General features: G+C 65.7%; 27 protein-coding genes. 16 read left to right on the top strand and 11 right to left on the bottom strand.

The annotated features are described in order from the left end of the window. Nucleotides 1–39: 39 nt before the first annotated feature. The 4 genes from LDO29_RS07170 to LDO29_RS07155 form a co-directional block, all read right to left on the bottom strand. Nucleotides 40–183, bottom strand: a complete 144-nt coding sequence (locus tag LDO29_RS07170; protein ID WP_224079077.1) for a hypothetical protein — start codon at nt 181–183, stop codon at nt 40–42. A 78-nt stretch (nt 184–261) separates the two neighbouring features. After that, nucleotides 262–867 carry a YitT family protein gene (locus LDO29_RS07165; protein ID WP_224079076.1) on the bottom strand — a complete coding sequence of 202 codons (606 nt, stop codon included), beginning with the start codon at nt 865–867 and terminating at the stop codon, nt 262–264. A gap of 317 nt (nt 868–1184) precedes the next feature. Continuing rightward, entirely contained in the window at nt 1185–1913 is a 729-nt protein-coding gene (locus tag LDO29_RS07160; RefSeq protein ID WP_224079075.1) for a GntR family transcriptional regulator, read from the bottom strand. Beyond that, nucleotides 1910–3604, bottom strand: a complete 1695-nt coding sequence (locus LDO29_RS07155) for a sigma-54-dependent Fis family transcriptional regulator (RefSeq protein ID WP_224079074.1) — start codon at nt 3602–3604, stop codon at nt 1910–1912. Before LDO29_RS07155 ends, LDO29_RS07160 begins: the two co-directional genes overlap by 4 nt. A gap of 409 nt (nt 3605–4013) precedes the next feature. Here LDO29_RS07155 and LDO29_RS07150 point away from each other — a divergent pair, with 409 nt between their 5' ends. Further along, entirely contained in the window at nt 4014–5384 is a 1371-nt protein-coding gene (locus LDO29_RS07150; RefSeq protein ID WP_224079073.1) for an OmpP1/FadL family transporter, read from the top strand. Nucleotides 5385–5552: 168 nt separating this feature from the next. Here LDO29_RS07150 and LDO29_RS07145 read toward each other — a convergent pair whose 3' ends face one another. From LDO29_RS07145 to LDO29_RS07115, 7 genes are all read right to left on the bottom strand, one after another. Then, complete coding sequence (locus tag LDO29_RS07145; protein ID WP_224079128.1) at nt 5553–7331, bottom strand: sigma-54-dependent Fis family transcriptional regulator; 1779 nt, start codon at nt 7329–7331, stop codon at nt 5553–5555. 429 nt (nt 7332–7760) lie between these two features. Further along, on the bottom strand, nt 7761–8765 hold the full coding sequence (locus tag LDO29_RS07140) for a 2Fe-2S iron-sulfur cluster-binding protein (RefSeq protein ID WP_224079072.1): 1005 nt from the start codon (nt 8763–8765) through the stop codon (nt 7761–7763). Between the two features lie 50 nt (nt 8766–8815). Further along, nucleotides 8816–9805, bottom strand: a complete 990-nt coding sequence (locus tag LDO29_RS07135; RefSeq protein ID WP_224079071.1) for an aromatic/alkene monooxygenase hydroxylase subunit beta — start codon at nt 9803–9805, stop codon at nt 8816–8818. 12 nt (nt 9806–9817) lie between these two features. Then, a complete protein-coding gene (locus LDO29_RS07130; RefSeq protein WP_224079070.1) occupies nt 9818–10132 on the bottom strand; it encodes an MmoB/DmpM family protein in 315 nt (104 codons plus the stop codon). Nucleotides 10133–10151: 19 nt separating this feature from the next. Further along, nucleotides 10152–10487 (bottom strand): Rieske 2Fe-2S domain-containing protein, encoded by a 336-nt coding sequence (locus LDO29_RS07125; RefSeq protein WP_224079069.1) that lies wholly within the window; start codon nt 10485–10487, stop codon nt 10152–10154. A gap of 11 nt (nt 10488–10498) precedes the next feature. Continuing rightward, entirely contained in the window at nt 10499–10759 is a 261-nt protein-coding gene (locus LDO29_RS07120; protein ID WP_224079068.1) for a toluene-4-monooxygenase system B family protein, read from the bottom strand. A 24-nt stretch (nt 10760–10783) separates the two neighbouring features. Further along, nucleotides 10784–12289, bottom strand: coding sequence for a ferritin family protein (locus LDO29_RS07115; RefSeq protein ID WP_224079067.1), 1506 nt, complete (start codon nt 12287–12289; stop codon nt 10784–10786). Nucleotides 12290–12894: 605 nt separating this feature from the next. On the opposite strand from LDO29_RS07115, the gene LDO29_RS07110 reads away from it, so the two are divergent. From LDO29_RS07110 to dmpG, 15 genes are all read left to right on the top strand, one after another. Further along, a complete protein-coding gene (locus LDO29_RS07110; RefSeq protein ID WP_224079066.1) occupies nt 12895–13104 on the top strand; it encodes a phenol hydroxylase subunit in 210 nt (69 codons plus the stop codon). A gap of 54 nt (nt 13105–13158) precedes the next feature. Then, the gene (locus tag LDO29_RS07105; RefSeq protein WP_224079065.1) at nt 13159–14166 is read left to right on the top strand and encodes an aromatic/alkene monooxygenase hydroxylase subunit beta; all 1008 of its coding nucleotides are present in this window, start codon (nt 13159–13161) and stop codon (nt 14164–14166) included. A gap of 37 nt (nt 14167–14203) precedes the next feature. Further along, complete coding sequence (locus tag LDO29_RS07100) at nt 14204–14473, top strand: MmoB/DmpM family protein (protein WP_224079064.1); 270 nt, start codon at nt 14204–14206, stop codon at nt 14471–14473. Between the two features lie 29 nt (nt 14474–14502). After that, the gene (locus tag LDO29_RS07095; RefSeq protein WP_224079063.1) at nt 14503–16047 is read left to right on the top strand and encodes an aromatic/alkene/methane monooxygenase hydroxylase/oxygenase subunit alpha; all 1545 of its coding nucleotides are present in this window, start codon (nt 14503–14505) and stop codon (nt 16045–16047) included. After that, nucleotides 16044–16412 (top strand): phenol hydroxylase subunit P4, encoded by a 369-nt coding sequence (locus tag LDO29_RS07090; protein WP_224079062.1) that lies wholly within the window; start codon nt 16044–16046, stop codon nt 16410–16412. The genes LDO29_RS07095 and LDO29_RS07090 overlap by 4 nt, the downstream gene beginning before the upstream one ends. A gap of 3 nt (nt 16413–16415) precedes the next feature. Then, nucleotides 16416–17480, top strand: coding sequence for an NADH:ubiquinone reductase (Na(+)-transporting) subunit F (locus LDO29_RS07085; RefSeq protein ID WP_224079061.1), 1065 nt, complete (start codon nt 16416–16418; stop codon nt 17478–17480). Nucleotides 17481–17497: 17 nt separating this feature from the next. After that, a complete protein-coding gene (locus LDO29_RS07080; protein ID WP_224079060.1) occupies nt 17498–17863 on the top strand; it encodes a 2Fe-2S iron-sulfur cluster-binding protein in 366 nt (121 codons plus the stop codon). A gap of 22 nt (nt 17864–17885) precedes the next feature. Further along, the gene (locus LDO29_RS07075) at nt 17886–18830 is read left to right on the top strand and encodes a catechol 2,3-dioxygenase (protein WP_224079059.1); all 945 of its coding nucleotides are present in this window, start codon (nt 17886–17888) and stop codon (nt 18828–18830) included. A 223-nt stretch (nt 18831–19053) separates the two neighbouring features. Beyond that, nucleotides 19054–19503: a GlcG/HbpS family heme-binding protein gene (locus LDO29_RS07070; RefSeq protein WP_224079058.1), complete on the top strand. Its 450-nt coding sequence runs from the start codon at nt 19054–19056 to the stop codon at nt 19501–19503. A 49-nt stretch (nt 19504–19552) separates the two neighbouring features. Next, nucleotides 19553–21007 carry a 2-hydroxymuconic semialdehyde dehydrogenase gene (locus LDO29_RS07065; RefSeq protein ID WP_224079057.1) on the top strand — a complete coding sequence of 485 codons (1455 nt, stop codon included), beginning with the start codon at nt 19553–19555 and terminating at the stop codon, nt 21005–21007. Beyond that, nucleotides 21004–21861 carry an alpha/beta fold hydrolase gene (locus tag LDO29_RS07060; RefSeq protein WP_224079056.1) on the top strand — a complete coding sequence of 286 codons (858 nt, stop codon included), beginning with the start codon at nt 21004–21006 and terminating at the stop codon, nt 21859–21861. The genes LDO29_RS07065 and LDO29_RS07060 overlap by 4 nt, the downstream gene beginning before the upstream one ends. A gap of 30 nt (nt 21862–21891) precedes the next feature. Next, on the top strand, nt 21892–22674 hold the full coding sequence (dmpE, locus tag LDO29_RS07055) for a 2-oxopent-4-enoate hydratase (RefSeq protein WP_224079055.1): 783 nt from the start codon (nt 21892–21894) through the stop codon (nt 22672–22674). A 25-nt stretch (nt 22675–22699) separates the two neighbouring features. Continuing rightward, the gene (gene dmpH / locus LDO29_RS07050; protein WP_224079054.1) at nt 22700–23491 is read left to right on the top strand and encodes a 2-oxo-3-hexenedioate decarboxylase; all 792 of its coding nucleotides are present in this window, start codon (nt 22700–22702) and stop codon (nt 23489–23491) included. A 43-nt stretch (nt 23492–23534) separates the two neighbouring features. Further along, on the top strand, nt 23535–24461 hold the full coding sequence (locus LDO29_RS07045) for an acetaldehyde dehydrogenase (acetylating) (RefSeq protein WP_224079053.1): 927 nt from the start codon (nt 23535–23537) through the stop codon (nt 24459–24461). 13 nt (nt 24462–24474) lie between these two features. Further along, on the top strand, nt 24475–25515 hold the full coding sequence (gene dmpG, locus LDO29_RS07040; protein WP_224079052.1) for a 4-hydroxy-2-oxovalerate aldolase: 1041 nt from the start codon (nt 24475–24477) through the stop codon (nt 25513–25515). Nucleotides 25516–25548: the final 33 nt, after the last annotated feature.

The raw sequence follows: 25548 nt of genomic DNA, 5'->3' as shown, positions 1-25548 counted from the left end.
CAGGCCGAAGTGCGGTCATCCGTTTTAGGATAAGGCTTCCTACGGGGCCGTATTTCCCGCTGCCGACGCATCCAGGCTGCGCTCCAGCCGTGTCAGGTCGTCGCGCAAGAGTTGAAGTATGGCAGCCGGCCCGGTTCGGTCGAGCTTGCGGCTCGAGGGCAGTTCCACGGAACCCAGTGCCATGTCGGCAATCTGGCGCTTTATCTGCTCCTGGCAATTCCGGCGCTGGTCGCGGCAATCGGCATCCCAGGCCAGCCATGGTCACTGGACCACGTAGCGTCCCGGACGGTGGTTGGTTGCCAATACAAAGTTGAGAACCACGGCACCGAGAATGGAGAGAGCGACGCGCGGCCATGGAACGGTCAGGAGTGCCGCTGCGACGATCGCCGCATCCACGGCCATCTGGATATGGCCGGCACGCCAGTTGCGCCGTTCCTGAAGCACGAGCGCAAGGATGCCGACACCGCCGAGGCTCGCCTTGTGCCGGAACAGAATCAGGAATCCGTTGCCCAATAGTGCGCCTCCCAGTATTGCGGCAAGCGTGGAATCGAGCGTGGCGAAGCTGAGCCAGCGTGGCAGCAAGTCGGTTTCGACGGAGAACAGCAGCACGGCCACGAACGTCCGGAATGTGAACGTCCGTCCCATGTATTTCCACGCAAGCCAGTAGAAGGGCAGGTTGAAGAGGAAGAACGCCAGGCTGAACGGCATGCCGCCGAGGTAATGGGCAAGAAATGCCAGACCAGCCGTACCGCCCGACAGCAAACCTGCCTGCTTGAACATGGATACCGACAGTGCGACAAGCAGTGTGCCTATCAGCAGTGCCTGCAAGTTTTCTATGGGAGTGTGTTGGGCGATTGCAGGCTTCATGGCAGACGGGGGGCGAAGACGGCTTTGAGACCTGCCTATCAGGATAAGTCGGGCGCACGTCGGACTACGACTGGAAAAGTGTAGCGACGCTGGACGAGGCCTCGCATGATCCCGGTCAAGTGTCAGCCGCCAAGCGTAGGGGGCACAAGTACTGACTGCGTCGGCCAGCTGATCGCCCCGAGGCTGTCTCGAGGCAAACCGCCGCTACCTGCTCGCCTCTTCGACCCTTCTCCGCCATCTGTCTCCTGAAAACGAAGTGGCGGATTATGATGAGAAAACGGTCATCGCCAGCAGGTGGGAGAAAGTCAGCACGAGACTTACATCTCCATTCGCGCGCCCGACAGCAACTCGTAGGTGAGGCGAATATGTGCCTCCAGCGCGAGCGCGGCGCGCGCTTCCTGACGCGCCACGGCGGCCTCGAAGATCAATGCATGTTCCTCATGCACATTCCGGGAGGCTGACCGGTTCGTTCCGAGGCGGATGGCGACGTGGCGATAGCGTTCCCCATGGCGGTAAAGGAGCTTCAGCAGATATTGGCTCCAAGGCGAGCGGTGTGCCGCGATCAGCGCTTCGTGAAAGCGCTGGTTGGCATGTTCCCAGCAGGCCGGGTCCGCCGAAGGGCCCCGGGCCTCCGAGGCGCTGAGGTCGTCGAACGCCGCGCGCAACTGCGCTTCCCATTGAGCGTCGCCGTGGCGAATGGACAGGCGAAGCGCTTCGGTTTCCAGCCGCACCCGCGTGTCGGTGAGGTCCCGCAGGTCGTCCAGCGAGATTGCGGTAACCCGGTAGCCCCGCTGGCCTTCGACCGTGACGAGGGCGTCGGACACAAGCAGCGCCAGTGCTTCCCGCAGCGTGCCGGCACCCACTTCATAGCGATCCTTGAGGTGTTCGACGCGCAGGCGCTCTCCGGGGCCGATGCGCCCCTGGACGATGTCCTGCCGCAGTTGAAGATAGGCGCGCTCGCACAGGGTGCGCGGTGCGGAGGGCGTCGGGGGTGGAGGATCGTCTGCCACGCCGGCGCGAGCGCCGCGGCGTTCGGTGAGTGTCATGCTTCGTTGCCTTTGTCTTGTTGGCGCTTGAGGCGATAGGCCAGTTGCGGGCGGGTCAGGCCGAGCTGCCGCGCCGCACCTGACAGGTTGCCGCCAGCACGCTCGACGGCAAGGTCGAGAAGCTGGCTCTCCAGCGATTCCAGGCTGAGCCCGCTATCGAGAATGCGCGCGCAGAGGGCCTGCTCGCTGTCCGGCCGCACCGGCGCCAGCCGGCCTTTTGCGCTGACCGTTGCCTGTATCCCGGGCGGCTGGTGCGGAAAGAGATGTTCCAGTTCGATGGATCCCCCTTGCGGCGCCAGGATGACGCCGCGCTCGATCAGGTTCTCGAGTTCGCGCACGTTGCCGGGCCAGTCATAGTGCACGAGCGCCTGCATCGCGCGTTCGCCGATCCCGGAAAGGCGCTTCTGGTGGAGCGCGGTGAAGCGCGCCAGCAGGTGGTTCGCTAGTGGCTCGATATCGGCCGTCCGCTCGCGCAGTGGCGGAATGCAGATTGGATAGACGTTGAGCCGGTACAGCAGGTCGCGCCGGAACCGCCCCTGCGACACCGCCGCTTCAAGATCGACGTTCGTTGCCGCGACGAGGCGCACGTTGACCTTGCGCGTGGTCTCCGCGCCGAGGCGCTCGATCTCGCCGTCCTGCAGCACGCGCAGCAGCTTGGCCTGCGAGGGCAGGGGCAGGTCGCCCACTTCATCGAGGAAGAGCGTGCCGCCGTCGGCCCGTTCGAAGCGGCCGCTGCGGCTGGCGTGCGCGCCGGTGTAGGCGCCCCGCTCGACGCCAAACAATTCGGCCTCGATCAGGTCGGCCGGCAGTGCGGCGCAATTGACGGCGATGAAGGGACCGGCGGCGCGCGCCGACCCCTGGTGCAAGGCGCGGGCGAAGCGTTCCTTCCCCACGCCCGTCTCTCCGGTCAGCAACACGGTCACCTGCGTGGCGGCGGCGCGGTTAAGCAATGCGTGGGCTTCCTGGAACGCGGGCGAGGCGCCGACGAGCATGCCGGCGGAGATGCAAGGCTCGCGCGCGGATTCGATGGTGGTCACGAGCGCCTGCACCTGCTCGTTGAGCGCGGCGATGGTGTCGAGCAGGGAGTCGTCTTCGAAGTACTGGCGCTGTTCGGCGGCGTCGGGCCACTCGTCGACAGGCTGGCCGACGATCTGGCAATGATCGGCGCCGCAGGCCGCACAGCAGATTTCCTTGAAGACGATGAGGCGGCCCATGAAGGCGCTCGTGTAGCCGCTGGCGTAGCCGAGCAGGACCCAGCAGGCGGGCGTTTCCGCGAGCCCGAAGGCTTGCCGGTGGGCATGGGCTTCCCATGAGTTGTCCCAGCGGAATTCTCCGGAGAAGCGGCCGGTGGCGGCGTCGAAATCGAGTTGGACCGGCGTCACACAGGCAGCGCCTTCGAGCATGTGCAGTTGCGGCCCGACCAGGAAGGCGGCATCGAGCGAGAGGGCGCCGCGCGTCGTGCGTGCAAATTCTGCATCGCGCCGGCCAGAGGCGTATCCCATCCGCGTGAGCAGCCGGCGCGCGTGCACGGGCCCCACAGAATGGATCAGGTCCTGCCGCAGGCCGCTCAGCGCGGCGGTATGCAGGAGCAGCATGCGGTGTTCGCCCAGCCAGATGGCGCCGCTTTGGGGGTCGAAGCGCAGGAGGTGCCGCAGGTCGGCATTCGGAGGGTAACTGAGCTTGGCTTCCACGGCGTGCGGCCCCTGGTGTTAGGTGTGGGTGGAATCTCGATAGTTTGGCGGATCGTGCCGGGCCAGGCAAGGACCGGCCTGCATGTGCCCGGATTCGATCATCTGATGAAGCCGGGATGCCTCCATACGTAGATCATATCGTCAAAGCAGGGGATTGCGTGCGTTGCACCTGGCTGCCTGCCCGTACGGAAAGGCTCTGCCGGCTCGGAAAATCCTCATGGTTTTCCCTATAAATCTCGAGATTTATGGGGGAGGCTCGCCGAACTGGTACGGCTTTTGCAACGTGGCTGTCGCGACCGAGCTGCAACGCCATGCCGGTCGCGGGCATCACTACCGCGAATGCGCAGGCTCGTCTGCTGCCCCGGCGATGCTGCCGCTTCGCTATCCCAAAAAAGACAAGGAGACACTCGTGAGAGGCAACTACGTTCGCGTGGCCGTGGCGCTATGCGCTGCGGCGTGCGTAACACCGGCGGGAGCAACGGATGTGTTCAACCTGGAAGGCTTCGGCCCCGTTTCCCGCGCCATGGGCGGCACGGGTGCGGCCTTCGACATCGGGCCCGCGGCGATGATGGCGAATCCGGCAACACTCGGCCTGATGGCCGAGGGGAATCACCTGCACCTCGGGCTCGACGTGGTGACCACCGACATCAAGGCCACCAACACGGCAACGGGCGAAACGGCCCGGTCCGGCAGCCACGGGAACAACAACGGGCCGTACTTTGCGCCGGAAGCCGCATTCGTTTACCGGCGCGACGACTATGCGCTCGGCGCCGGCATCTTTGCGGAGGGCGGTCTCGGTACGCAATACGGGGGCAGCGGCTTCCTGTCGCGCACGTCCAATGGCGTGCAGACGGGTCTGGACCAGTTCTCCCGGCTGCTGGTGCTGCGCATTCCCTTTGCGGTGGCCTATCGGCCGACGGACAAGCTGACGCTCGGCGCCTCGCTCGATGCAGTCTGGACATCGCTTAACCTTGGCACGCTGCTCGACGTCACGCAGATCGGCACACTCGCCGGCCAGCGCCGCGTGTCCGGGTCACTGGTGCCCACGCTGCTCTCCGTGCCGGGCCTGTCGGGTGGCTACCTGGGCTTCTCGCGCAGCGCGCCCGTCGGTGGCGGGGCCGATGCCTGGGGTATCGGCGGAAAACTGGGGCTGACCTATGACGTCACGCCCGATACCCGGATAGGGCTGGCCTACAACGCGAAGACGCGGGTGGGCGACCTCCGCGGGCAGGCAACGCTCGCCGCCGTCAGCGCGGTGGCGGGCAACATTCCGCTGAGCGGCGAGATCCGGGTGCGGGATTTCCAGATGCCGGCGCAGTTCACGGTAGGCATCAATCATCGGTTCAATGAGCAACTGTCCGTCTCGGCGGACTACCAGCGCGTGTTCTGGTCGAGCGTGATGCGCGACATCAACGTGAGTTTCGTGCGTGCCGGTGCGAACCTGGACCTGTCGCTTCCGCAGAACTACCGCGACACCAACGTGTTCGGCCTTGGCATGGCCTACCGCTTCGATTCGGCCTGGACGGTGCGTGGCGGATTCCACTACGCGCAGGAGGCCATCCCCAACAACACGCTGCTGGCTGTCGTACCGGCCATTCCGACGACCACCCTGACTGGCGGCGCGACCTACGCGTTCGGCAAGGACAACGCGATCGACTTTGCCTTGTCGGTGGTACTGCCCAAGACCGTGGGGAATACCAGTCAGCCGAATACGGCGGTACCGCTCACCGTCCGGCATTCGCAGCTCAACGCTGTCGTGGCATACAGCAAGCGCTTTTAGTGAGGTTTCCAAAATTTACGACAACGCCAAATATTCGTCGTCCCCGCGCAGGCGGGGACCCAGTGACTTTTTGTCCCCCTTCGGGGGACTTCAAAGACGCTAGATTCCCGCCTACGCGGGAATGACGGTGGTCGTTGTGATGTTGTCGTGAATTAGGGAAAGCGCCTGTCAGCCCGCTTCCGGCGTAATGCCGTACTTGCGCAGCCTGTACGCCAGCGTCGGGCGGCTGATGCCCAGCACGCGGGCGGCGCGCGACAGGTTGCCGTTGGCCTCCGCCACGGCGGCGCGCAACATGGCCACCTCGGTTTCCGCCAGGCCGGGGCGGCCAACGGCGGTGGCCGACGGCGATTCGCCTTCGCCAGGTTCGCTGCTCCGCCCGATGCTGCCGCTGCGCTTCAGGATGAATGCGGTGGTGTCGATCTCCTCGCCGCTGGTGAACAGGTGGCACAGGTCCAGCGCGCCGCCGTCCTCGGCGAGGATCACCGCGCGTTCGATCATGTTCTCCAGCTCGCGCACGTTGCCGGGCCAATCGTAGGCGAACATCGCGTCGACGGCACGTTCGCGGAAGCCGGTGATATGTTTGTCGTGCTTGCGCGCCATGCGCTGGAGGAACCAGTTCATCATCAGCGGGATGTCGTCGCGGCGCTCGCGCAGCGGCGGCACCTGGATCGGAAAGACGTTGAGGCGGAAAAACAGGTCCTCGCGGAAGTGTCCGGCCTTGACCGCTTCGCGCAGGTTCACGTTCGTGGCCGCAACCACCCTGACGTCGACCTTGCGGGTACGCGTATCGCCCACGCGCTCGATCTCGCCCTGCTGTAGCGCGCGCAGCAGCTTTCCCTGCGCCGTGAAGCTCAGCGTGCCGACCTCGTCGAGAAAGAGCGTGCCTCCATCGGCCCGCTCGAAGCGTCCGGCGCGGGACGTGGTGGCGCCGGTAAAGCCGCCGCGCTCGACGCCAAACAGTTCCGATTCCATCAGGTGTTCCGGAATGGATGCGCAGTTGACTGCGACGAAAGGCCCGTCGGCGCGCTTGCTCAGGCGATGCAGGTTGTTCGCAAAGACTTCCTTGCCGACGCCGCTTTCGCCCAGGAACAGCACGGTCGCATTGGTGGGAGCCACCTTGTTCACCATGTGGCAGACCGTGTTGAAACCGGCGGAGACGCCGACCACGCCAAAGCTGTTCTCCGGTGCATTCGACAGCCTTGCAGCGATGCGGCTCGTGGCAGGCAGCGGCGCCTCGGCCTGCGGCGCCCACCTGACGAAATCGCCGATCCGCAGGAAGCGCAGGTCGTCCTGGGCGTCTTCCCATTCTTCCACCGGCTTGCCCACCACGCGGCATTTCGCATGCCCCATGCCGCGGCATTCGGTTTCCCGCCACAGGATGGGCCGGCCCATGAAAGCACTCGTATAGCCGCACGCATAGCCGATCAGCATCCAGCACACGGATTCGTTGCCCACGCCGTAGCCGGCGATGTGGGCCTCAGCCTCGGAGCTGTCGGTGAGGTAGAAGTCGCCGAAGTAGTGGCCACGCTCGACGTCGATGTCGAGCGCCACCGGCTCGCAATGCACCATGCCCTCCAGCGACACAAGCTGCGGGCCGGCCAGGAAGTCGTCATAGCTGTTGAACCCGGCACGGACCTTCCGTGCCATGGCCGCATCGTGGGTGCCGGCCTGGTAGCCGATGCGGGTGATCAGCCCGCGCGCCGTTTCCTTGCCGAGGCTCTCGATGAGCTCCTGCCTCAGCGCGCCGAGCGAGCTGATATGCATCAGCATCATGCGCTGGTCGTCGAGCCAGATGCGGCCCTGCTGCGGCGCAAAGCGCAGGCGCTTGGCCAGGTCGTGGATCGCCGGGACCCGGATCTCCTCGGGGCCGGCATGCTTCACGTCCCGCTCGGGCCGGCCTTGGGCCGGTGAGTCGGGCTTGGGTCTTAGCGGATGCCTTTTCGCCATGGTTTCCTCGATCGCGGCCGGGTTCGCTGCCGCCGCACGCGGGTGCGGCCGGGTATTGCGCGGACCGGTTCGACGATTACCGTCGACCGGCCCGCGAAGGCCATACAGGGTTCGATCGAAGAAGCTTATTCCCAGCTTCCACATATGGCGATTGGTGAAAGTACGCGACATGGAAGGCCTGGCACGCTGCGGTTGCAGCTGTGCGGTGTCTGCCCCATCAGCCGGCTATTGAGGTTTCCATACTTCACGACAACGCCAAATATTCGTCGTCCCCGCGCATACCCAAAGGGCACGTGGGCGGGGACCCAGTGACTTTTTGTCCCCCATCGGGGGACTTCAAAGACGCTGGATTCCCGCCCACGTGCCCTTTGGGTATGCGCGGGAATGACGGTGGCTATTTTGATGTGGTCGCGAAATAGGAAAAGCTCATTAGACAAAGCGGTCGAAATGGATCTGGCCGAATGGCACCTGGTGTTTGTGCATCAGGAGTTCCTGCACGGCTTCGATCATGGGCGGTGGGCCGGCAAAGTAGAAGTCGAAGCGATCCAGCGACTGCGCCAGTACCCGCTCGAGTTCCGCGTGCACGAAACCGGTCGGCCCCCTCCAGGCCGGCGTGGCTTCCGGGGCGGACAATACGACTGAGAGCGCGAGGCGTTCGTCTTCCGCCAGTTCTTCCAAGGCCGCGGTCGCACCGAGGTCCGCCTGCGTGCGTGCGCCGTAGAAGAAGTGGATCCGCCCCGGATTCGCCCGGGCCAGCGCGCCGCGCGCGACGGACAGCATGGGGGCGAGTCCGGATCCACCGGCAATGCAGACGATGTCGCGTGCCGTGCCGTCACGAAGGTAGGCGTGGCCATATGGCCCGTCGAGCGTCACGCGCTGCCCAATCCGGACCTGATCGAACAGCGCGTTGCTGCCCGTGCCGCCCGGCACCCGGCGGATCACGAATTTCCAGATGCCATCCCCATTGGGCAGGTTCGCCATGGAATAGGCGCGCGCGCCCGGCGTATGCGGCGGGTAGAGCAGCGCATACTGGCCGGGGCGAAACTCCGCAGTGGCCGGCACCTGGAACGTGAACTCGCTCATGTCATGTGTCAGCGCGCGCCGCGCCAGCAGCTCCGCGGGCCAGCGCTCCGGCCGGATGGCCGGACGATAGGCCTCGTCGCAACGCACGCGTATCGTGCAGTCGCCCAGCGGGCGGGACTGGCAGGCAAGGTGCTTGCCGCGCTTGCGGTCGCGCTCGGACAGCCCGGGCGCCTCGGGCCAGATCGATTCCATGGGCCCGTCCACAACGTCAAAGCGGCATGCTCCGCAGCCGCCCACGCTGCACTCGTGCGGCAGGGCGACGCCCGCACGCAGGGCGCCGCGCAGCAGCGTGTCTTCCTCTGCAGCGACGGAGAACGTTGCTCCGCCTTCGATGGTGATCTGGTATTCCATGGGTTTCCGATAGTGGCAGTCGAGTGGTATGCGTCCGGGGCGGCCCGGCGTTACAGGCCGATGCCGTGCCGGAAGTCGCGCACGGCCGCGCAGGCGCGCGCCTGCGCACCGGGCGCGTCCGGCAGCGCCGCGCAGTAGGCGGCGATTGCCTCGTCGGCGAGCGGCTCCCATTTGGCGATCCAGCCGGCCAGGACTTCGCGGTTGCCGGGTTGTTCCAGGGCCATGCGCACCAGCGCGCCGGCCCAGCGCCGGTGCCGCTGGGCGTCGGCAAGCTGCGCATCGGTCAGCAGGCCGAGCAGGGTGTCGTCGTTGTGCCGTGCGGCCTCGCCAAGACTGCGCAGGACGGTTTCTTCCACCGCCGGCCGTATGACCAGGCTGAGGGCAACGAAGCACTCTGCCCAGTCCCACGCCACCAGGCCAAGCTCGACCAGCTTGCGCCAGCCTTGCCATGCCGTGTCCTGCTCCCAATACCTGCGCTCGTCGATGCCGAAACCGATATCGCCGAAGGTTTGCGACAGCTCCCGCGTGCGGTACGCGGTATGCGTCAGCCAGCGCAGGGAATCGGCGGTCTGATAGGCGGCGCAGTTCGAGATGGTCGAGGCGGGCGCCAGCTGCGTCAGGTAGGCCGAACCCATCTGCAGCGCGTGGAACAGGTAGCGCGCGGGGGTGTACAGCCGTGCCAGCGTGCCGGCCCAGGTCCGATCAAGCATGGTGTCGTGGCCGCGTTCGGAAAACTGGTCCAGCAGCCCGAAGACATAGGTTTCCTGCCCATCCTGCAGCATGTTGTAGGTGCGGTAGACGAGTTCGTCCGGATCGCGGAACGCATTCCAGTCAGGATGGGCCAGCGGCGACGCGTTGCGGTTGCGCTTGAACCACTGCGCCATTGCGAAGTTCGGGTCGAGTTCGAACGGCGCGTCGGGGTTGTCCGTCGTGTAGTGGAGATTCGTCGAGACGATTTCGTACTCGCTGGGCTTGCGCCGCCGCGCGGCCAGGTGGCTCCAGGTCTTGAGGGGCTTGAGGACTTCGGGTTGTGTTGTCATGCGAGTCTCCCTTTACAGCGTCTTTTCGTAGTAGAAGCGGACGTAGTCATCCGTGGTCTCGATGCGGCCGGCGAACGAACTGAGGTTCACTTCGAGCTCGGACATCCGGAACGGCCGGCCCAGGGTCTCCTCCAGCGTGGCGCGGCGCAGGATCAGCTCGCCGTCGGTGTCGATGCGCACGTACGCGAGCTTGTCGTCGACGCGGATTTCCTTGCCGGGGTTGTCTTCCTGTGCGGCTTCGATGACGCCCTCGGTGATGCTGCTCGCGCGCAGCACAGGTCCGACGCGGTTGTTGCGGTATGCCTGGGCGGTGTTGTCGATACTCATGGTGTGTTCCTGCGCTATGTCAGCAATTGGCGAACAAGGGTTCGACGCCTTCGACCGCGACGAAGATATCGTCGCCCTCGACCTTTACCGTGTACTCGGCGAGCCGGCAGCCGCCGGGGTTGATGCCCTTGCCCGTGTTCGCATCGAACGTCCATTGATGGGCGCGGCACATCAGCACGCGTCCGTCGAACTTGCCCTCCGCGAGCGGGATGTCCTGGTGCGGGCAGATGCCCTGGAAGGCGCGCGGTTCTCCCCCTTCGGGGCGAACCAGCACGATCACGTGGCCGTCCACCTCGACCTCGGTCATGTCGCCTTCCCAGAGCTCGTCGAGCGTGCAGACTTTCTGGTAGTTCATGTCGGCCTCACTCACGCATCGCAAAAAATGAATTCGAGCGATTCCATCGGCTTGATGTCAGTCTCGCCCAGCCTGGCCCCGCGCGGATAGAACTGTTCGCTCCCCTGGCGCCGTACCCGGACGACCTTGCCCGGCTGGGGCGCCACGCGCCGGCCCACCGAATGATGCGAGGCGGCCGCGGCCACCTCGTCCATCGTGTTCTCGGTGTCGACGGCAACGAGCTGCAGTACGAAGTCGTACTGGAAATTCGAAATCACAGGAAAAAGTGCCATGTCATCCTCCGTTTGCTTGCCGCGTCAGGCGGCCTTGTTCCGTTCGCGCTGGTTGCGATAAGCCTCGACCCAGGCGTACTGGTGTGCGTCGTCGCCGGTCTCGCCCGGTGCGAGGTTCATGTACCGGAGCGCACCCATCAGGTCCGGCGGCTGGATCTGTCCGGCCAGGAAGCGGTCGACCAGGCTCAGGTGGTCGCGGTAGCGCACCGGGTCCTGCTGGAACACCCAGCGGTCGATCTCGGAATTGAAGTGGTACGTGCGGCGGTTGTATTCGAGCGGATAGTCCTTCACGTTCCAGCCGTTGCCGGGGACCGCGCAGATCGGCAGCTGGCTCATGTTGCAGACGATGGGGAGCGTTTCGGGCAGGGTCAGCTCCGGCCTGCCCGCGAGCAGGTTGTCGATGATGACGTCCCACGCCTTGCCGAACGTGTCGTTCCAGCCCGGATATTTCTCTTCGAGCCAGTCACGGCAATCCGGTGTCATGCCGGCAGCCGGGTTCCACCAGATGGTCGGGCGCCAGAACCAGATGCCCATCTGGTAGGCATGGTGCTGGTAGTCGAACTCGTTGATCATCTGGTCCCAGTACCAGGGCAGGTCCAGCCCGAGGTCGATCAGCGAGCGTTCGAACTGGCCGACGATCCATTCCCTCATGAACTCCTTGAACGACTGCTTGCGGTGGTGCAGCGGCGTCGCATAGTCCATGGACGTGCCGGTCAGCAGCGAGAACAGGCGCCAGGCCCGTGCGATCGCCACATCCACCAGCTTCTGCGCCTGCTCCTTGCGTCCGTTGGCGATCAGGATCTGCAGGGCCGGGCCGCCGATCTGCGCATGCCGCGACTCGTCCGTCTGGATGCTCGAGATCAGGCTGGCGAAGGTGAAGTCGCCCGCCTCGGCGGCGTCGGCCGCAAGGCCGAGGAACTGCATGTTGGTGAAGCCGGTCTCGAAGGCGAACGTGAGCATCACGGCGATGTCGATCGCGCTGCGCGACATGAACAGGTCGTCGAAGGTGCTCCGCGCCGCGATCGCGCCCCATTCGTTGGTGTGGTACGCCTTGTGCGCCCAGTCGAACTGCCGGTCCTTCGCGCAGTAGTCGTGCGGGAAGTACAGCTGCAGTTGGCCATGGCGGTTCTCGTCCAGCATGCCGAACGTCGCCATGTTGCGCATGCCGGGCGCGCGGCCGAAGCGGGCCATGCGCGCTTCCGCGCTCATCGCCGCATATTCGCCGAGCGCGATGGCGCCGTAATGCGCCTTCAGGATCGAGAGCCAGCCCGGGTCCGCATCCTCGAACATGCGGCTGCGTTCCAGTGCGGCTTTCACCGAGTAGGCGCCGGCGTCCTTCTCGCGCTGGATCTTGACGTATTCGGGGTACGAGGTCTTGTACGGCTCGTCGTAGGTCTCCCAGGTTTCCATGGGCACGCCTTGCGTGCCGGCCATGACCTCGGGAAAGAGTTCGGACTCGGCCACGTATCCCGGTGTCCAGTTCGTTGCGCGGGCAATGTCGTACCACGCTGCGCGTTCCAATAGCGCCATGAGGTGTCTCCTTGTTTGGGTCTCTCTTGCTTTGTGGTCCCGGCGGGATGGCCTCCGCACCTGGGCACCATCCCAATCGCAAACGCGATGCCAGCAGGCCTGCCGGCACTCTTATGCTGCGTTGCAAAAATCCACGATCGTCTTGAGCAGCGCGCATGGAGCAGTTTTTTTCGTTGACCTTGTGTGCGCTGCAGAAACCAGGAAGCACCCCTGAATTTGAGTTTTTGATGAGATCTGCGCTGGCTTCCTGCGCCAGAAGAGTTCATCAATTGGATAAAAATCTCGAGAATTAATCCGGATCAAGCAGGAGGACTGCTTCGAGGGGATGTTCGATCATTTGATGAAACCGGCCCTACATGGGTCAATGAAATCATCAAATTTCGGTCTGATTTGCCGGACGGCAGGGTATAGGAGGCGGGATTTTGGGTGCGTGGCTCGTCGCTATACGTCGCTATACCCCTGACTTTTGTCGGGGTTTTCCCTAAAAATATCGAGATTTTAGTGGATTGCGTCCGATGCTGGCACGCCTTCTGCAAAGACTGGTCGTCACCCCGCCACAGCCCTGTGCCGGTGGCGGACCCACCGAACATCACCAGGACATGCCCATGACTTCCCAACCTGCCACGTCCCACGACGCGCTGCCTCACGTCGACCTCACGTGCAAGTTCGTCAGCCGCGTCGAGCGCCGCGGCGACGGGCTGGTGAGCTTCGAATTCGCCATCGGCTGGCCCGAGCTGAGCGTGGACCTGCTGCTGCCGGAACCGGCCTTCGCGGCGTTCTGCGACAGGCACCAGGTGACAAGGCTGGAATCCTGAGGCGGCGCAGACCGCCGCACGCCCGACTTCATATAACACCAGGAGACGACCCGCATGAATATCGATCTACAGGCCCGCGAGATCACGCCGTTGCGGCAGACCTTCGCCCACGTTGCCCGCCTGATCGGCGAGAACAAGGCCGCCACGCGCTATCAGGAAGCGACCTACGGCGCGCAGCCCTCGGCCAATTTCCACTACCGGCCGACGTGGGACCCGGCGCACGAGCTGTTCGACGCCAGCCGCAGCCGCATCCGCCTGGCGGATTGGGAGGTGCTGAAAGACCCGCGCCAGTTCTACTACGCCACCTGGACCATGACCCGCGCCCGCCAGCAGGAGGCGGTGGAAGCCAACTTCCAGTTCGTGGAGTCGCGCGGCCTGGCCGCGTCCATGAGCGACGCACTGCGTGACCAGGCGCTGCAGGTGCTGCTGCCGCTGCGCCACGTGGCCTGGGGCGCCAACATGAACAACGCGTCCATCTGCGCCTACGGCTATGGCACGGCATTCACCGCGCCGGCCATGTTCCATGCGATGGACCAGCTCGGCATTGCGCAGCTGATCACGCGGCTGGCACTTGCGCTGGACGAGCCGGCCGTGCTCGATGCCGGCAAGCGCGCGTGGCTGGACGACCCGCGCTGGCAGGGCCTGCGCCACTATGTGGAAGACACCTTCGTGCTGCAGGACCCGGCCGAGCTGTTCGTGGCGCAGAACTTCGCGCTGGACGGCCTGCTGTACCCGCTCGTCTACGGCCACTACGTGGACGACCACCTCACGCTGCAAGGCGGCACGGCCGTGGCCATGCTGACCAGCTTCGTGCCCGAGTGGCACGACGAAACCGCGCGCTGGATCGACGCCGTCGTCAAGACCATGGCGGCCGCGCCCGAAGCCGAAGCCGCCGGCAACCGCGAGCTGCTTACGCAGTGGTTCAAGCGCTGGGCTGACCGCGCCCAGGCGGCGCTGACGCCGGTCGCCGAACTGGCGCTGGGCGAACACGGCGCCGCGGCGCTCGGTGAAGTGCGTGCGGCGCTCGATGCGCGCGCTGCGAAGCTCGGCCTGGCGCTCTGAGCGCGGCCTGCATCCGATTCTCTGGAGAGGAAACCCCATGTCCCAAGTCTTCATCGCCTTCCAGGCCAACGAGGAATCGCGCCCCGTGGTCGAGGCAATCGTGACCGACAACCCGGAGGCCGTCGTCACCTACCCCACGGGCCTGGTCAAGATCGACGCGCCCGGCCGGCTCACCATCCGCCGTGAAACCATCGAGGAGCAGACCGGCCGGCCCTTCGACCTGCAGCAACTGCACGTCAACCTCGTCACGCTGTCCGGCCACATCGACGAAGACGACGACCAGCTCACCCTGAGCTGGGAGCACTGAGCGCACACAAATACGAGAGGAGACACACCATGGATACCCGCGTTGCCAAGAAGAAGCTTGGACTGAAGGAACGCTACGCCGCCATGACCCGCGGTCTCGGCTGGGAGACCACCTACCAGCCGATGGACAAGGTCTTTCCCTACGACACCTACGAGGGCATCAAGATCCACGACTGGGACAAGTGGCAGGACCCGTTCCGCCTGACCATGGACGCCTACTGGAAGTACCAGGGCGAGAAGGAGAAGAAGCTGTACGCCGTGATCGAGGCCTTTGCGCAGAACAACGGCCAGCTCGGCATCAGCGACGCACGCTACGTCAATGCGCTCAAGCTCTTCCTCCAGGGCGTGACGCCGCTCGAATACTGTGCGCACCGCGGCTTTGCGCACATTGGCCGGCAGTTCACGGGCGAGGGCGCACGCGTGGCGGCGCAGATGCAGTCCATCGACGAACTGCGCCACTACCAGACGGAAACACACGCGATCTCGCACTACAACAAGTACTTCAACGGCCTGCATCGCGCACACCACTGGTTCGACCGCGTCTGGTATCTCTCGGTGCCGAAGTCGTTCTTCGAAGATGCCTGCACCGCCGGCCCGTTCGAGTTCCTGACTGCCGTCAGCTTCTCGTTCGAGTACGTGCTGACCAACCTGCTGTTCGTGCCCTTCATGTCCGGGGCTGCGCACAACGGCGACATGAGCACCGTCACCTTCGGCTTCTCGGCCCAGTCCGACGAGTCGCGCCACATGACGCTGGGCATCGAGTGCATCAAGTTCATGCTCGAGCAGGACCCGGACAACGTGCCGATCGTGCAGCGCTGGATCGACAAGTGGTTCTGGCGCGGCTACCGCCTGCTGACCATCGTCGCGATGATGCAGGACTACATGCTGCCCAAGCGCGTGATGAGCTGGAAGGAAGCGTGGGAGATGTACGCCGAGGGCAACGGCGGCGCGCTGTTCAAGGACCTGGCGCGCTACGGCATTCGCGAGCCGAGCGGCTGGAAGGATGCGTGCGAAGGCAAGGACCACATCAGCCACCAGGCCTGGGCCACGTTCTACAACTACGGTGCCGCCGCGCCGTTCCACACCTGGATTCCCACTGACGACGAGATGCAGTGGCTGTCGCAGAAGTACCCGGAAAGCTTCGACAAGCACTATCGCCCGCGCTTCGAGTTCTGGCGCGAGCGGGCCGAGGAAGGGCGCCGCTTCTACAACAAGACCCTGCCGATGCTGTGCACGACCTGCCAGGTGCCGATGTTCTTCACCGAGCCCGGCGACGCCACCAAGATCTGCTACCGCGAAACCGACTACTTCGGCAACAAGTACCACTTCTGCTCCGACCACTGCCAGCACATCTTCGAGGACGAGCCCGAGAAGTACGTGCAGAGCTGGCTGCCCGTGCACCAGGTCTACCAGGGCCACTGCTTCCCCGAAGGCACCGACCCGACCGTCGAGGGCTTTGACCCGCTGATGGCCGTACTCAAGTACTACGAGATGAACATCGGCCGGGACAACTTCGATTTCGAAGGCTCGGAAGACCAGAAGAACTTTGCCGCCTGGACAGGAGAATCAGCATGAGCGTCGTCGTCAACCCCGCCGCCGGGGTTCCCTACAAGTTCCCGATGAAGGACGTGCGCGAGAACTTCCCGGCGCCGCTGCTCTACATCGGCTGGGAAGACCACCTGATGATCTGTGCGCCGGTGTGCCTGCCGCTGCCACCGGACATGCCGTTCGGTGCGCTCGTCAGCCAGGTGCTGCCCGGCATCTACGGCGAGCATCCCGACTTCGCGCGCATCGACTGGAGCGCGGTGCAGTGGTTCAAGTCCGGCCAGCCGTGGACACCCGACCCGGCCAGGTCCCTGGCCGACAACGGCCTGGGCCACAAGGACGTGATCCGTTTCCGTACGCCGGGCCTCACCGGCATCAAAGGTTCCTGCAGCTAAGCCATGTGTTATCAACTCACCATCGAGCCCCTCGGCGCCACGCTGGACGTGGCCGAGGGCCAGACCCTGCTCGACGCCGCGCTGCGCTCGGGGGTGTACATTCCGCATGCCTGCGGCCACGGCCTGTGCGGCACGTGCAAGGTGCAGGTCACGAGCGGCGAGGTCGACCACGGTGCGGCCAATCCGTTCGCGCTGATGGAGATCGAGCGGGAAGAGGGCAAGACCCTGGCGTGCTGCGCCACCGCGCTGTCCGACGTCTGCATCGAGGCCGACATCGAAGACGAGCCGGACGCGCGCGTCATCCCGGTACGCGACTTCGCGGCCACGGTCACGCGCATCGACACGCTCACGCCCACCATCAAGGGCCTGCGCCTGAAGCTGGACCAGCCGATCGATTTCCAGGCCGGCCAGTACGTCATGGTGGAGATTCCGGGGCTGGGGCAGCAACGCGCGTTCTCGATCGCCAACTCGCCCGGCGAGGTCGCCGATACCGGCGAGATCGAACTGCAGGTGCGCCGCGTGCCAGGCGGCGCGGGAACCGGCGTGCTGCACGAACAACTGCACGTCGGCGACACCCTGCGCGTGAGCGGGCCGTATGGCCGCTTCTTCGTGCGGCAGTCGGCAGCAAAGCCGATGCTGTTCGTGGCGGGCGGATCGGGCCTGTCGAGTCCGCGCTCGATGATCCTCGACCTGCTCGGGCAAGGCTGTACGCTGCCCATCACGCTGGTCAACGGCCAACGCAGCCAGGAAGAGCTGTACGGCCATGACGAGTTCGTCGACCTCGCCGCGCGCCACCCGAACTTCCATTACGTGCCGGTGCTCTCCAACGAGCCCGAGGACAGCGCCTGGGGCGGCGCGCGCGGCTTCGCGCACGAAGCGGCCCGGGCGCTGTTCGAGGGGCAGTTCGCCGGAAACAAGGCCTACCTGTGCGGGCCGCCGCCGATGGTGGAAGCCGTCATCGGCACGCTCATGCAGGGCCGGCTGTTCGAGGACGACATCTACACCGAGAAATTCCTCTCGGCGGCGGATGCCAACACGCAGCGCAGCCCGCTGTTCAAGCGGGTCTGAGCGGGGAGGGCCACGCAATGCCGGACTGTCGACCAAAGGTGGATGTCTGCGTGGAGCAGACCCGGGAGCACTACGTCTGCGCCACCAGCGAGAGCCTGCTGGCGGGCATGTTGCGCCTGGGCCGCAAGGGGGTTCCCGTGGGCTGCGTCAATGGCGGCTGCGGCGTGTGCAAGGTGCGCGTGCTGGAAGGCCGCACCACGCGCCTGGGCCCGCTCAGCCGCGCCCACGTCAGCGCCGAGGAAGAAGCGCAGGGCGTCACGCTGGCGTGCCGCGAAGCGCCGCTTACCGCCGTACGCCTGGCGGTGCTGGGAAAGTTCGAGAAGCCGTTCTTCAAAGGGTTCGCCGCATCTGCGGGGGCGCAGCCTGACAACAAGCCGCAGTGAGATTTTCAACCAGGAGACAAGCATGGGTGTTCTACGAATCGGGCATGCGAGCCTGAAGGTGATGGACATGGCCGCCGCGCTGCGGCATTACGAAAACGTGCTCGGCCTGAAGGTGACGATGCAGGACAAGGCCGGCAACGTCTACCTCAAGTGCTGGGACGAGTGGGACAAGTATTCGCTCATCCTCACCCCGTCGGACCAGGCCGGCCTCAACCACCTCGCCTACAAGGTCGAGCGCGAAGCCGATCTCGACGAACTGCAGGGCAAGATCGAGGCGTGGGGCATCAAGACCACGATGCTCCCCGAAGGCACGCTGCCGGCTACCGGCCGCATGCTGCAGTTCCAGCTGCCGAGCGGCCACGAGATGCGCCTCTACGCCATGAAGGAGCTGGTCGGCACGGAAGTGGGCAGCCGCAACCCGGACCCCTGGCCCGACGGCATCAAGGGCGCGGCCGTGCACTGGCTGGACCATGCGTTGCTGATGTGCGAGCTCAATCCGGAGGCGGGCATCAACACGGTGGCGGACAACACGCGTTTTATGCAGGAAGTGCTCGGCTTCTTCCTGACCGAGCAGGTGGTGGTAGGCCCGGGCGGCGACATCCAGGCGGCAACGTGGCTGGCCCGCAGCACCACGCCGCACGACATCGCCTTTGTCGGCGGCCCGCGCAGCGGCCTGCACCATATCGCCTTCTTCCTGGACTCCTGGCACGACGTGCTCAAGGCCGCCGACGTCATGGCCAAGAACCAGACCAAGATCGATGTGGCCCCCACGCGCCACGGCATCACGCGCGGCGAGACGATCTACTTCTTCGACCCGAGCGGCAACCGCAACGAGACCTTCGCCGGCCTGGGCTACCTCGCGCAGCCCGACCGCCCCGTCACCACGTGGAGCGAAGACAAGCTGTGGACCGGCATCTTCTACCACACTGGTGAAGCGGTGCCGTCGTTCACGGATGTCTACACCTGATCGGCGCTATTGATGTTTCCGGAATTCACGACACCGCTTCTTGCTTGTCGTTCCCGCGAAGGCGGGAACCCAGTGGCTTTGACGACGCTGGATTCCCGCCCACGTGCCCTTTGGGTATGCGCGGGAATGACGGTGGTTGCTTTTGCGCTGTCGGAACTTGGGAACGTTCAATAGGCGCCCTCCGGGCTTGCCGAATCGCTATCTCCATGACCGCCTTACTGCCATGACCACAAGCACTGCCGACACCATCAACCTGAGCGACACCCGCCACCACATCACGCTTGCTGCTGCACAGGCCGCCGTAGCGGCCGCGGTGGCAGCTGCGGAAGAGCAGGGCCTGCGCATCAACGTGGCCGTGGTGGACGGCAGCGGCACGCTCGTGGCCTTCGCGCGCATGGGGGGCGCCTTCCTGCACTCGATCGACATCGCCATCGACAAAGCGTACACGGCGGCCAGCTTCGGCTTCCCCACCGCGCAGTGGGGCGCCTTGCTGGCCGGCGATGAATCGCTGCGCCTGGGTCTTGCCGGCCGCCCGCGGCTGGTGATCTTCGGCGGCGGCCTGCCGGTACATGAGGCGGGCGAACTGATTGGCGGCATCGGCGTGTCCGGCGGCTCGGCCGGGCAGGACGAGGCATGCGCCCGCGCGGGCCTGCATGCCATCGGCCTGCAGTGAAATTTTCTTATCAACCAGGACAAGGACTGTCTGTCTCGGGAATCTGACCGTGAAGCACTTCCGCAATTTCATCAATGGCGAGTTCGTCGCCACCAACAAGACGTTCGAGAACCGCGCCCCGGTGGACAACCGGGTGATCGGGCTGGTGCACGAAGCGGGGCAGGCCGAGGTGGACGCCGCGGTGGCTGCCGCCCGTGCCGCGCTGCATGGCGAGTGGGGCCGCATGACGGTGGCCCGGCGCGTCGAGCTGCTGCACGCCGTGGCCGACGAGATCGTCCGCCGCTTCGACGACTTCCTGGAGGCCGAACTGGCCGACACCGGCAAGCCGCGCAGCCTGGCTTCGCACATCGACATTCCGCGCGGTGCCGCCAACTTCAAGATCTTTGCCGACATCGTCAAGAACGTGCCGACCGAGAGCTTCGAGATGGCCACGCCGGACGGCGGCACGGCAATCAGCTACGGGCTACGCTCACCGCTTGGCGTGGTGGCGGTGGTGTGCCCCTGGAACCTGCCGCTGCTGCTGATGACCTGGAAGGTCGGCCCGGCGCTGGCCTGTGGCAACACCGTCATCGTCAAGCCGTCCGAGGAAACGCCGGCCACCGCCACGCTGCTGGGCGAGGTGATGGCGCACGTGGGGATTCCGAACGGCGTCTACAACGTGCTGCACGGCTTCGGGCCGGGCTCGGCGGGCGAGTACCTGACGCGCCACCCCGGCGTCAGCGGCATCACCTTCACCGGCGAGACACGTACCGGCGAGGCCATCATGGCCGCGGCGGCGAAGGGCGTGCGCCCGGTCAGCTTCGAACTGGGCGGCAAGAACGCGGGCATCGTCTTCGCGGATGCCGATTTCGACAAGGCCGTGGCCGGCATCACGCGCAGTGCGTTCGAGAATTGCGGCCAGGTCTGCCTGGGCACCGAGCGCGTGTACGTGCAGCGGCCGATCTTCGACAGGTTCGTGCAGGCGCTCAAGGAGAAGGCCGAGGCGCTCAGGATCGGCCCGTCCGACGAACCCGGCGTGGGCCTCGGGCCGTTGATCTCCGCCGAGCACAAGGCCAAGGTCCTGTCCTACTACGAACTGGCGCGCAGCGAAGGCGCCACGGTGGTGACCGGCGGCGGCGCGCCCGCCATGCCGACCGAACTCGCCGATGGCCATTGGGTGCAGCCGACGATCTGGACCGGCCTGCCCGAGAGCGCGCGCGTGATCCGTGAAGAGATCTTCGGTCCGTGCTGCCATATCGCGCCCTTCGATACGGAGGAGGAAGCCATTGCGCTGGCCAACGCCACCGACTACGGCCTGGCCACCACGGTGTGGACGCAGGACCTCGGCACGGCTCACCGCATGGCGCGCGCCATCGACGTCGGGCTGTGCTGGGTCAACAGCTGGTTCCTGCGCGACCTGCGCACGGCCTTCGGTGGCTCCAAGGCATCGGGCATCGGCCGCGAAGGCGGCGTGCATTCGCTCGAGTTCTACACGGAACTGCGCAACGTGATGGTGAAGCTATGAGCACGGCCGTGATCGATACCCCCAACACCCCCGAAGCCCATTACGTGCGTACGGGCACGGTGCAAACACATGTCCACGACGTCGGCCGTGGCGCGCCGGTGCTGCTGCTGCACGGCTCCGGCCCCGGCGTGAGCGCGCTGGCGAACTGGCGCCTGGTGATGCCCGCGCTGGCCCGCGAACGCCGCGTGATCGCGCCGGACATGCTGGGCTTCGGCCAGAGCGACCGTCCTGCCGGCCAGGTCTACGGCATGGACGTGTGGGTCCGGCAGGCGCTGGACCTGATCGATGCGCTGGACCTGCCCCAGGTCGATCTGGTCGGCAATTCGTTCGGCGGCGGCCTCGCGCTGGCCCTGGCCATCCGCGCGCCGGAACGCGTGCGCCGGCTGGTGCTGATGGGCGCGGTGGGCGTGCCGTTCGGCATTACGCCGGGACTGGACGCGGTGTGGGGCTACGAGCCGTCGCTGGCGGCCATGCGCGGTCTGCTCGACCTGTTCGCCTGGGACCGCAGCCGCGTCACGGACGAACTGGCGCAACTGCGCTACGAGGCCAGCATCGCGCCGGGGGTGCAGGAATCCTATGCCGCCATGTTTCCCGCCCCGCGCCAGCGCTGGGTGGACGCTATGACGAGCGCCGAAGCCGACATCCGCGCACTGCCGCATGAAACGCTGGTCGTGCACGGCCGCGAGGACCGCGTCATCCCGCTGTCCAATTCGCTGACCCTGGCCGACTGGATTCCCAACAGCCAGCTCCACGTGTTCGGCCATTGCGGCCACTGGACGCAGATCGAGCACGGCGCGCGCTTTGCCCTGCTGGTGAACAACTTCCTGGCCGAAGCCGACGCCGGCGCGGCCTGATTTCAATTTCGACGGATTACCGAACCGCTCATGGACGCTCTCAAGATCCAACAATACGGCGACGCGCTCTACGACTCGCTCGTGACGCGCACGCCCGTGGAACCGCTCACCGACCGGGAGCCCGGCATCACCATCGACGACGCCTACCAGATCCAGCTGCGCATGATCGGCCGCCGCCTTGAGGCCGGCGAAACCGTGATCGGCAAGAAGATCGGCGTGACCAGCCAGGTTGTGATGGACATGCTGGGCGTGAACCAGCCTGACTTCGGCCACCTGCTCTCGGGCATGGTCTTCAACGAGGGCGAACCGGTGGACACCGGCAAGATGATCGCGCCCAAGGCCGAGGCCGAGGTGGCCTTCGTGCTGGCGCGCGACCTGTGCGGCCCTGGCGTGACGGCGGCCGATGTGCTGCGCGCGACGGACTTCGTGATGCCGTGCTTCGAGATCGTCGATTCGCGCATCCGCGACTGGAAGATCAAGATCCAGGACACCGTCGCCGACAACGCCTCGTGCGGCGTCTTCACGCTGGGCGGCACGCGCCGGAGCCCGCGCGATCTCGACCTCGCGCTGGCCGGCATGGTGCTGGAGAAGAACGGCGAGATCGTCAGCACGTCGTGCGGCGCGTCGGTGCAGGGGTCGCCGGTGAATGCGGTGGCGTGGCTGGCCAACACGCTGGGGCGGCTCGGCATTGCGCTCAAGGCGGGCGACGTGATCCTGTCCGGCTCGCAATCGCCGCTGGTGCCCGTCAAGGCGGGCGACAGCCTTTACTGCAGCGTCGGTGGCCTGGGCGGCACCTCGGTGCGCTTCATCTGAACCCGGCATCGAGGAGACCCAACCCATGACACTGGATCGCCAAACCATCGAAGCACTGGCCGCGCATGTCGAGACCGCGCAGCTTGACGTGCGCGACATCACCAAGATCACCGACGAATACCCTGACATGGACTGGGCCGATGCCTATGACATCCAGGACGAAATCCGCCGGCGCAAGGAGGCGCGCGGCCTCAGGACCGTGGGCCTGAAGGCGGGGCTCACCTCGTTTGCCAAGATGAAGCAGATGGGCGTGGAAACGCCGGTGTTCGGCTTCGTCAGCGAAGACATGGCGCGGCCGGACGGCGGCGAGATCCGCATGTCCGAGCTGATCCACCCGAAGGTGGAAGCCGAGATCTGCATCGTCACCAAGGCACCGCTGCGCGGCCCGGGCTGTCATGTGGGCAGCGTGCTGGCAGCGATCGACTTCGTGCTGCCCGCGGTGGAAATCATCGACAGCCGCTACCGCGACTTCAAGTTCGACCTGAAGAGCGTCATTGCCGACAACACCTCGGCGGCACGCTTCGTGGTGGGCGGGCGTGCGCGCGACGCGGAGGAACTCGACCTGCGCACGCTCGGCGTGGTGCTCGAAAAGAACGGGCACGCGGTAGCCATGGCGGCCGGCGCGGCCGTGCTGGGCCACCCGGCGGCAGCCGTGGCGATGATGGCCAACCACCTCGGCGCGCGCGGCCAGGAAATCCCCGCCGGCACCTTCATCATGACCGGCGGCGTGACCGAGGCCATTGCCGTGGCGGCGGGCGACAGCGTGTGCGTGCGCTTCCAGGACCTGGGCAGCGTGTCGATGCGCTTCGTGGAATGAACGCCGCATGCGCCTTACGTATTGAGTGTTGGAGACCACTACCATGACCAAGAAGATCAAGTGCGCCCTCATCGGGCCCGGCAATATCGGCACCGACCTGCTGGCCAAGCTGCAGCGCAGCCCCGTGCTGGAGCCCGTCTGGATGGTCGGCATCGACCCGGAATCCGATGGCCTCAAGCGTGCCCGCGAGATGGGCATCAAGACCACGGCCGACGGCGTGGATGGCCTGCTGCCGCACGTGCTGGCCGATGGCGTGCAGATCGCCTTCGACGCGACCAGCGCCTATGTGCATGCCGAGAACTCGCGCAAGCTCAATGCGCTGGGCGTGCTGATGATCGACCTCACGCCCGCGGCCATCGGCCCGTACTGCGTGCCGCCGGTCAACCTGCGCGAGCATCTCGGGCGTGCAGAAATGAACGTCAACATGGTCACCTGCGGCGGGCAGGCCACGATTCCGATGGTGGCGGCCGTCAGCCGCGTGCAGCCGGTCGCCTACGGCGAGATCGTTGCCACGGTGTCCAGCCGCTCGGTAGGGCCGGGCACGCGCAAGAATATCGACGAGTTCACGCGCACCACCGCGGGTGCCGTGGAACGCGTGGGTGGCGCGAAGAAGGGCAAGGCCATCATCGTCATCAACCCGGCCGAGCCGCCGCTGATCATGCGCGACACCGTGCATTGCCTGACGGAGACCGAGCCGGACCAGGCCGCCATCACGGCGTCGATCCACGCGATGATCCAGGAAGTGCAGAAGTACGTGCCGGGCTACAAGCTCGTCAACGGCCCGGTGTTCGACGGCAACCGCGTGAGCGTCTTCCTGGAGGTGGAGGGGCTGGGCGACTACCTGCCGAAGTACGCCGGAAACCTGGACATCATGACCGCCGCCGCCGCGCGCACCGCCGAGATGTTCGCCGAGGAGATCCTCAAGGGCGAACTCACCCTGCAAGCCATTCCTGCCGCAGTGGCGGCCTGACGAGGAGCACGACATGACCACGCTGCAAGGCAAGACCATTACCGTCCACGACATGACGCTGCGGGACGGCATGCACCCCAAGCGTCACCTGATGACGCTCGATCAGATGACCACCATCGCCCAGGGCCTGGACGCCGCGGGCGTGCCGCTGATCGAAGTCACCCACGGCGACGGCCTGGGCGGTTCATCGGTCAACTACGGCTTTCCCGCGCACACGGACGAGGAATACCTCGGCGCCGTCATTCCGCTGATGAAGCAGGCCAAGGTCTCGGCGCTGCTGCTGCCCGGCATCGGCACCGTCGACCACCTGAAGATGGCGCATGAACTCGGCGTGCATACCATCCGCGTCGCCACGCACTGCACCGAGGCCGATGTGTCCGAACAGCACATCGGCTATGCGCGCAAGCTCGACATGGACACCGTTGGCTTCCTGATGATGGCCCACATGAACAGCCCGGAAGGGCTGGTGCGGCAGGCGAAACTGATGGAGAGCTATGGGGCCAACTGCATCTACATCACGGACTCGGCAGGCTACATGCTGCCGGACGACGTGAAGGCGCGACTGGGCGCGGTGCGCGATGCGCTCCGGCCGGAGACCGAGCTCGGTTTCCATGGCCACCACAACCTGGCCATGGGCATCGCCAACTCGCTGGCCGCGATCGAATGCGGTGCGACGCGTATCGATGCTGCGGCGGCGGGGCTTGGCGCGGGCGCGGGCAACACGCCGATGGAAGTGCTGGTGGCCGTGTGCGACCGCATGGGCATCCGGACCGGCGTGGACGTGTGGAAGATCCAGGACGTGGCCGAGGACCTGGTGGTGCCGATCATGGACTTCCCGATCCGCATCGACCGCGACGCGCTGACGCTCGGCTACGCGGGCGTCTACGGCAGCTTCCTGCTGTTCGCCAAGCGAGCCGAGAAGAAGTACGGCGTGCCTGCGCGCGACCTGCTGGTGGAACTGGGCCGGCGCGGCATGGTCGGCGGCCAGGAAGACATGATCGAAGACACGGCGCTGACCATGGCCCGCGAGCGCGGGCTGATGCAGGCCGCATGAACGCTATCCAATCACCGCAGGCTTGAAGGGGAA

The organism is Cupriavidus laharis, from assembly GCF_914271435.1.
Lineage (GTDB): Bacteria > Pseudomonadota > Gammaproteobacteria > Burkholderiales > Burkholderiaceae > Cupriavidus > Cupriavidus laharis.
This window is presented reverse-complemented; position numbering and strand designations above follow the sequence as displayed.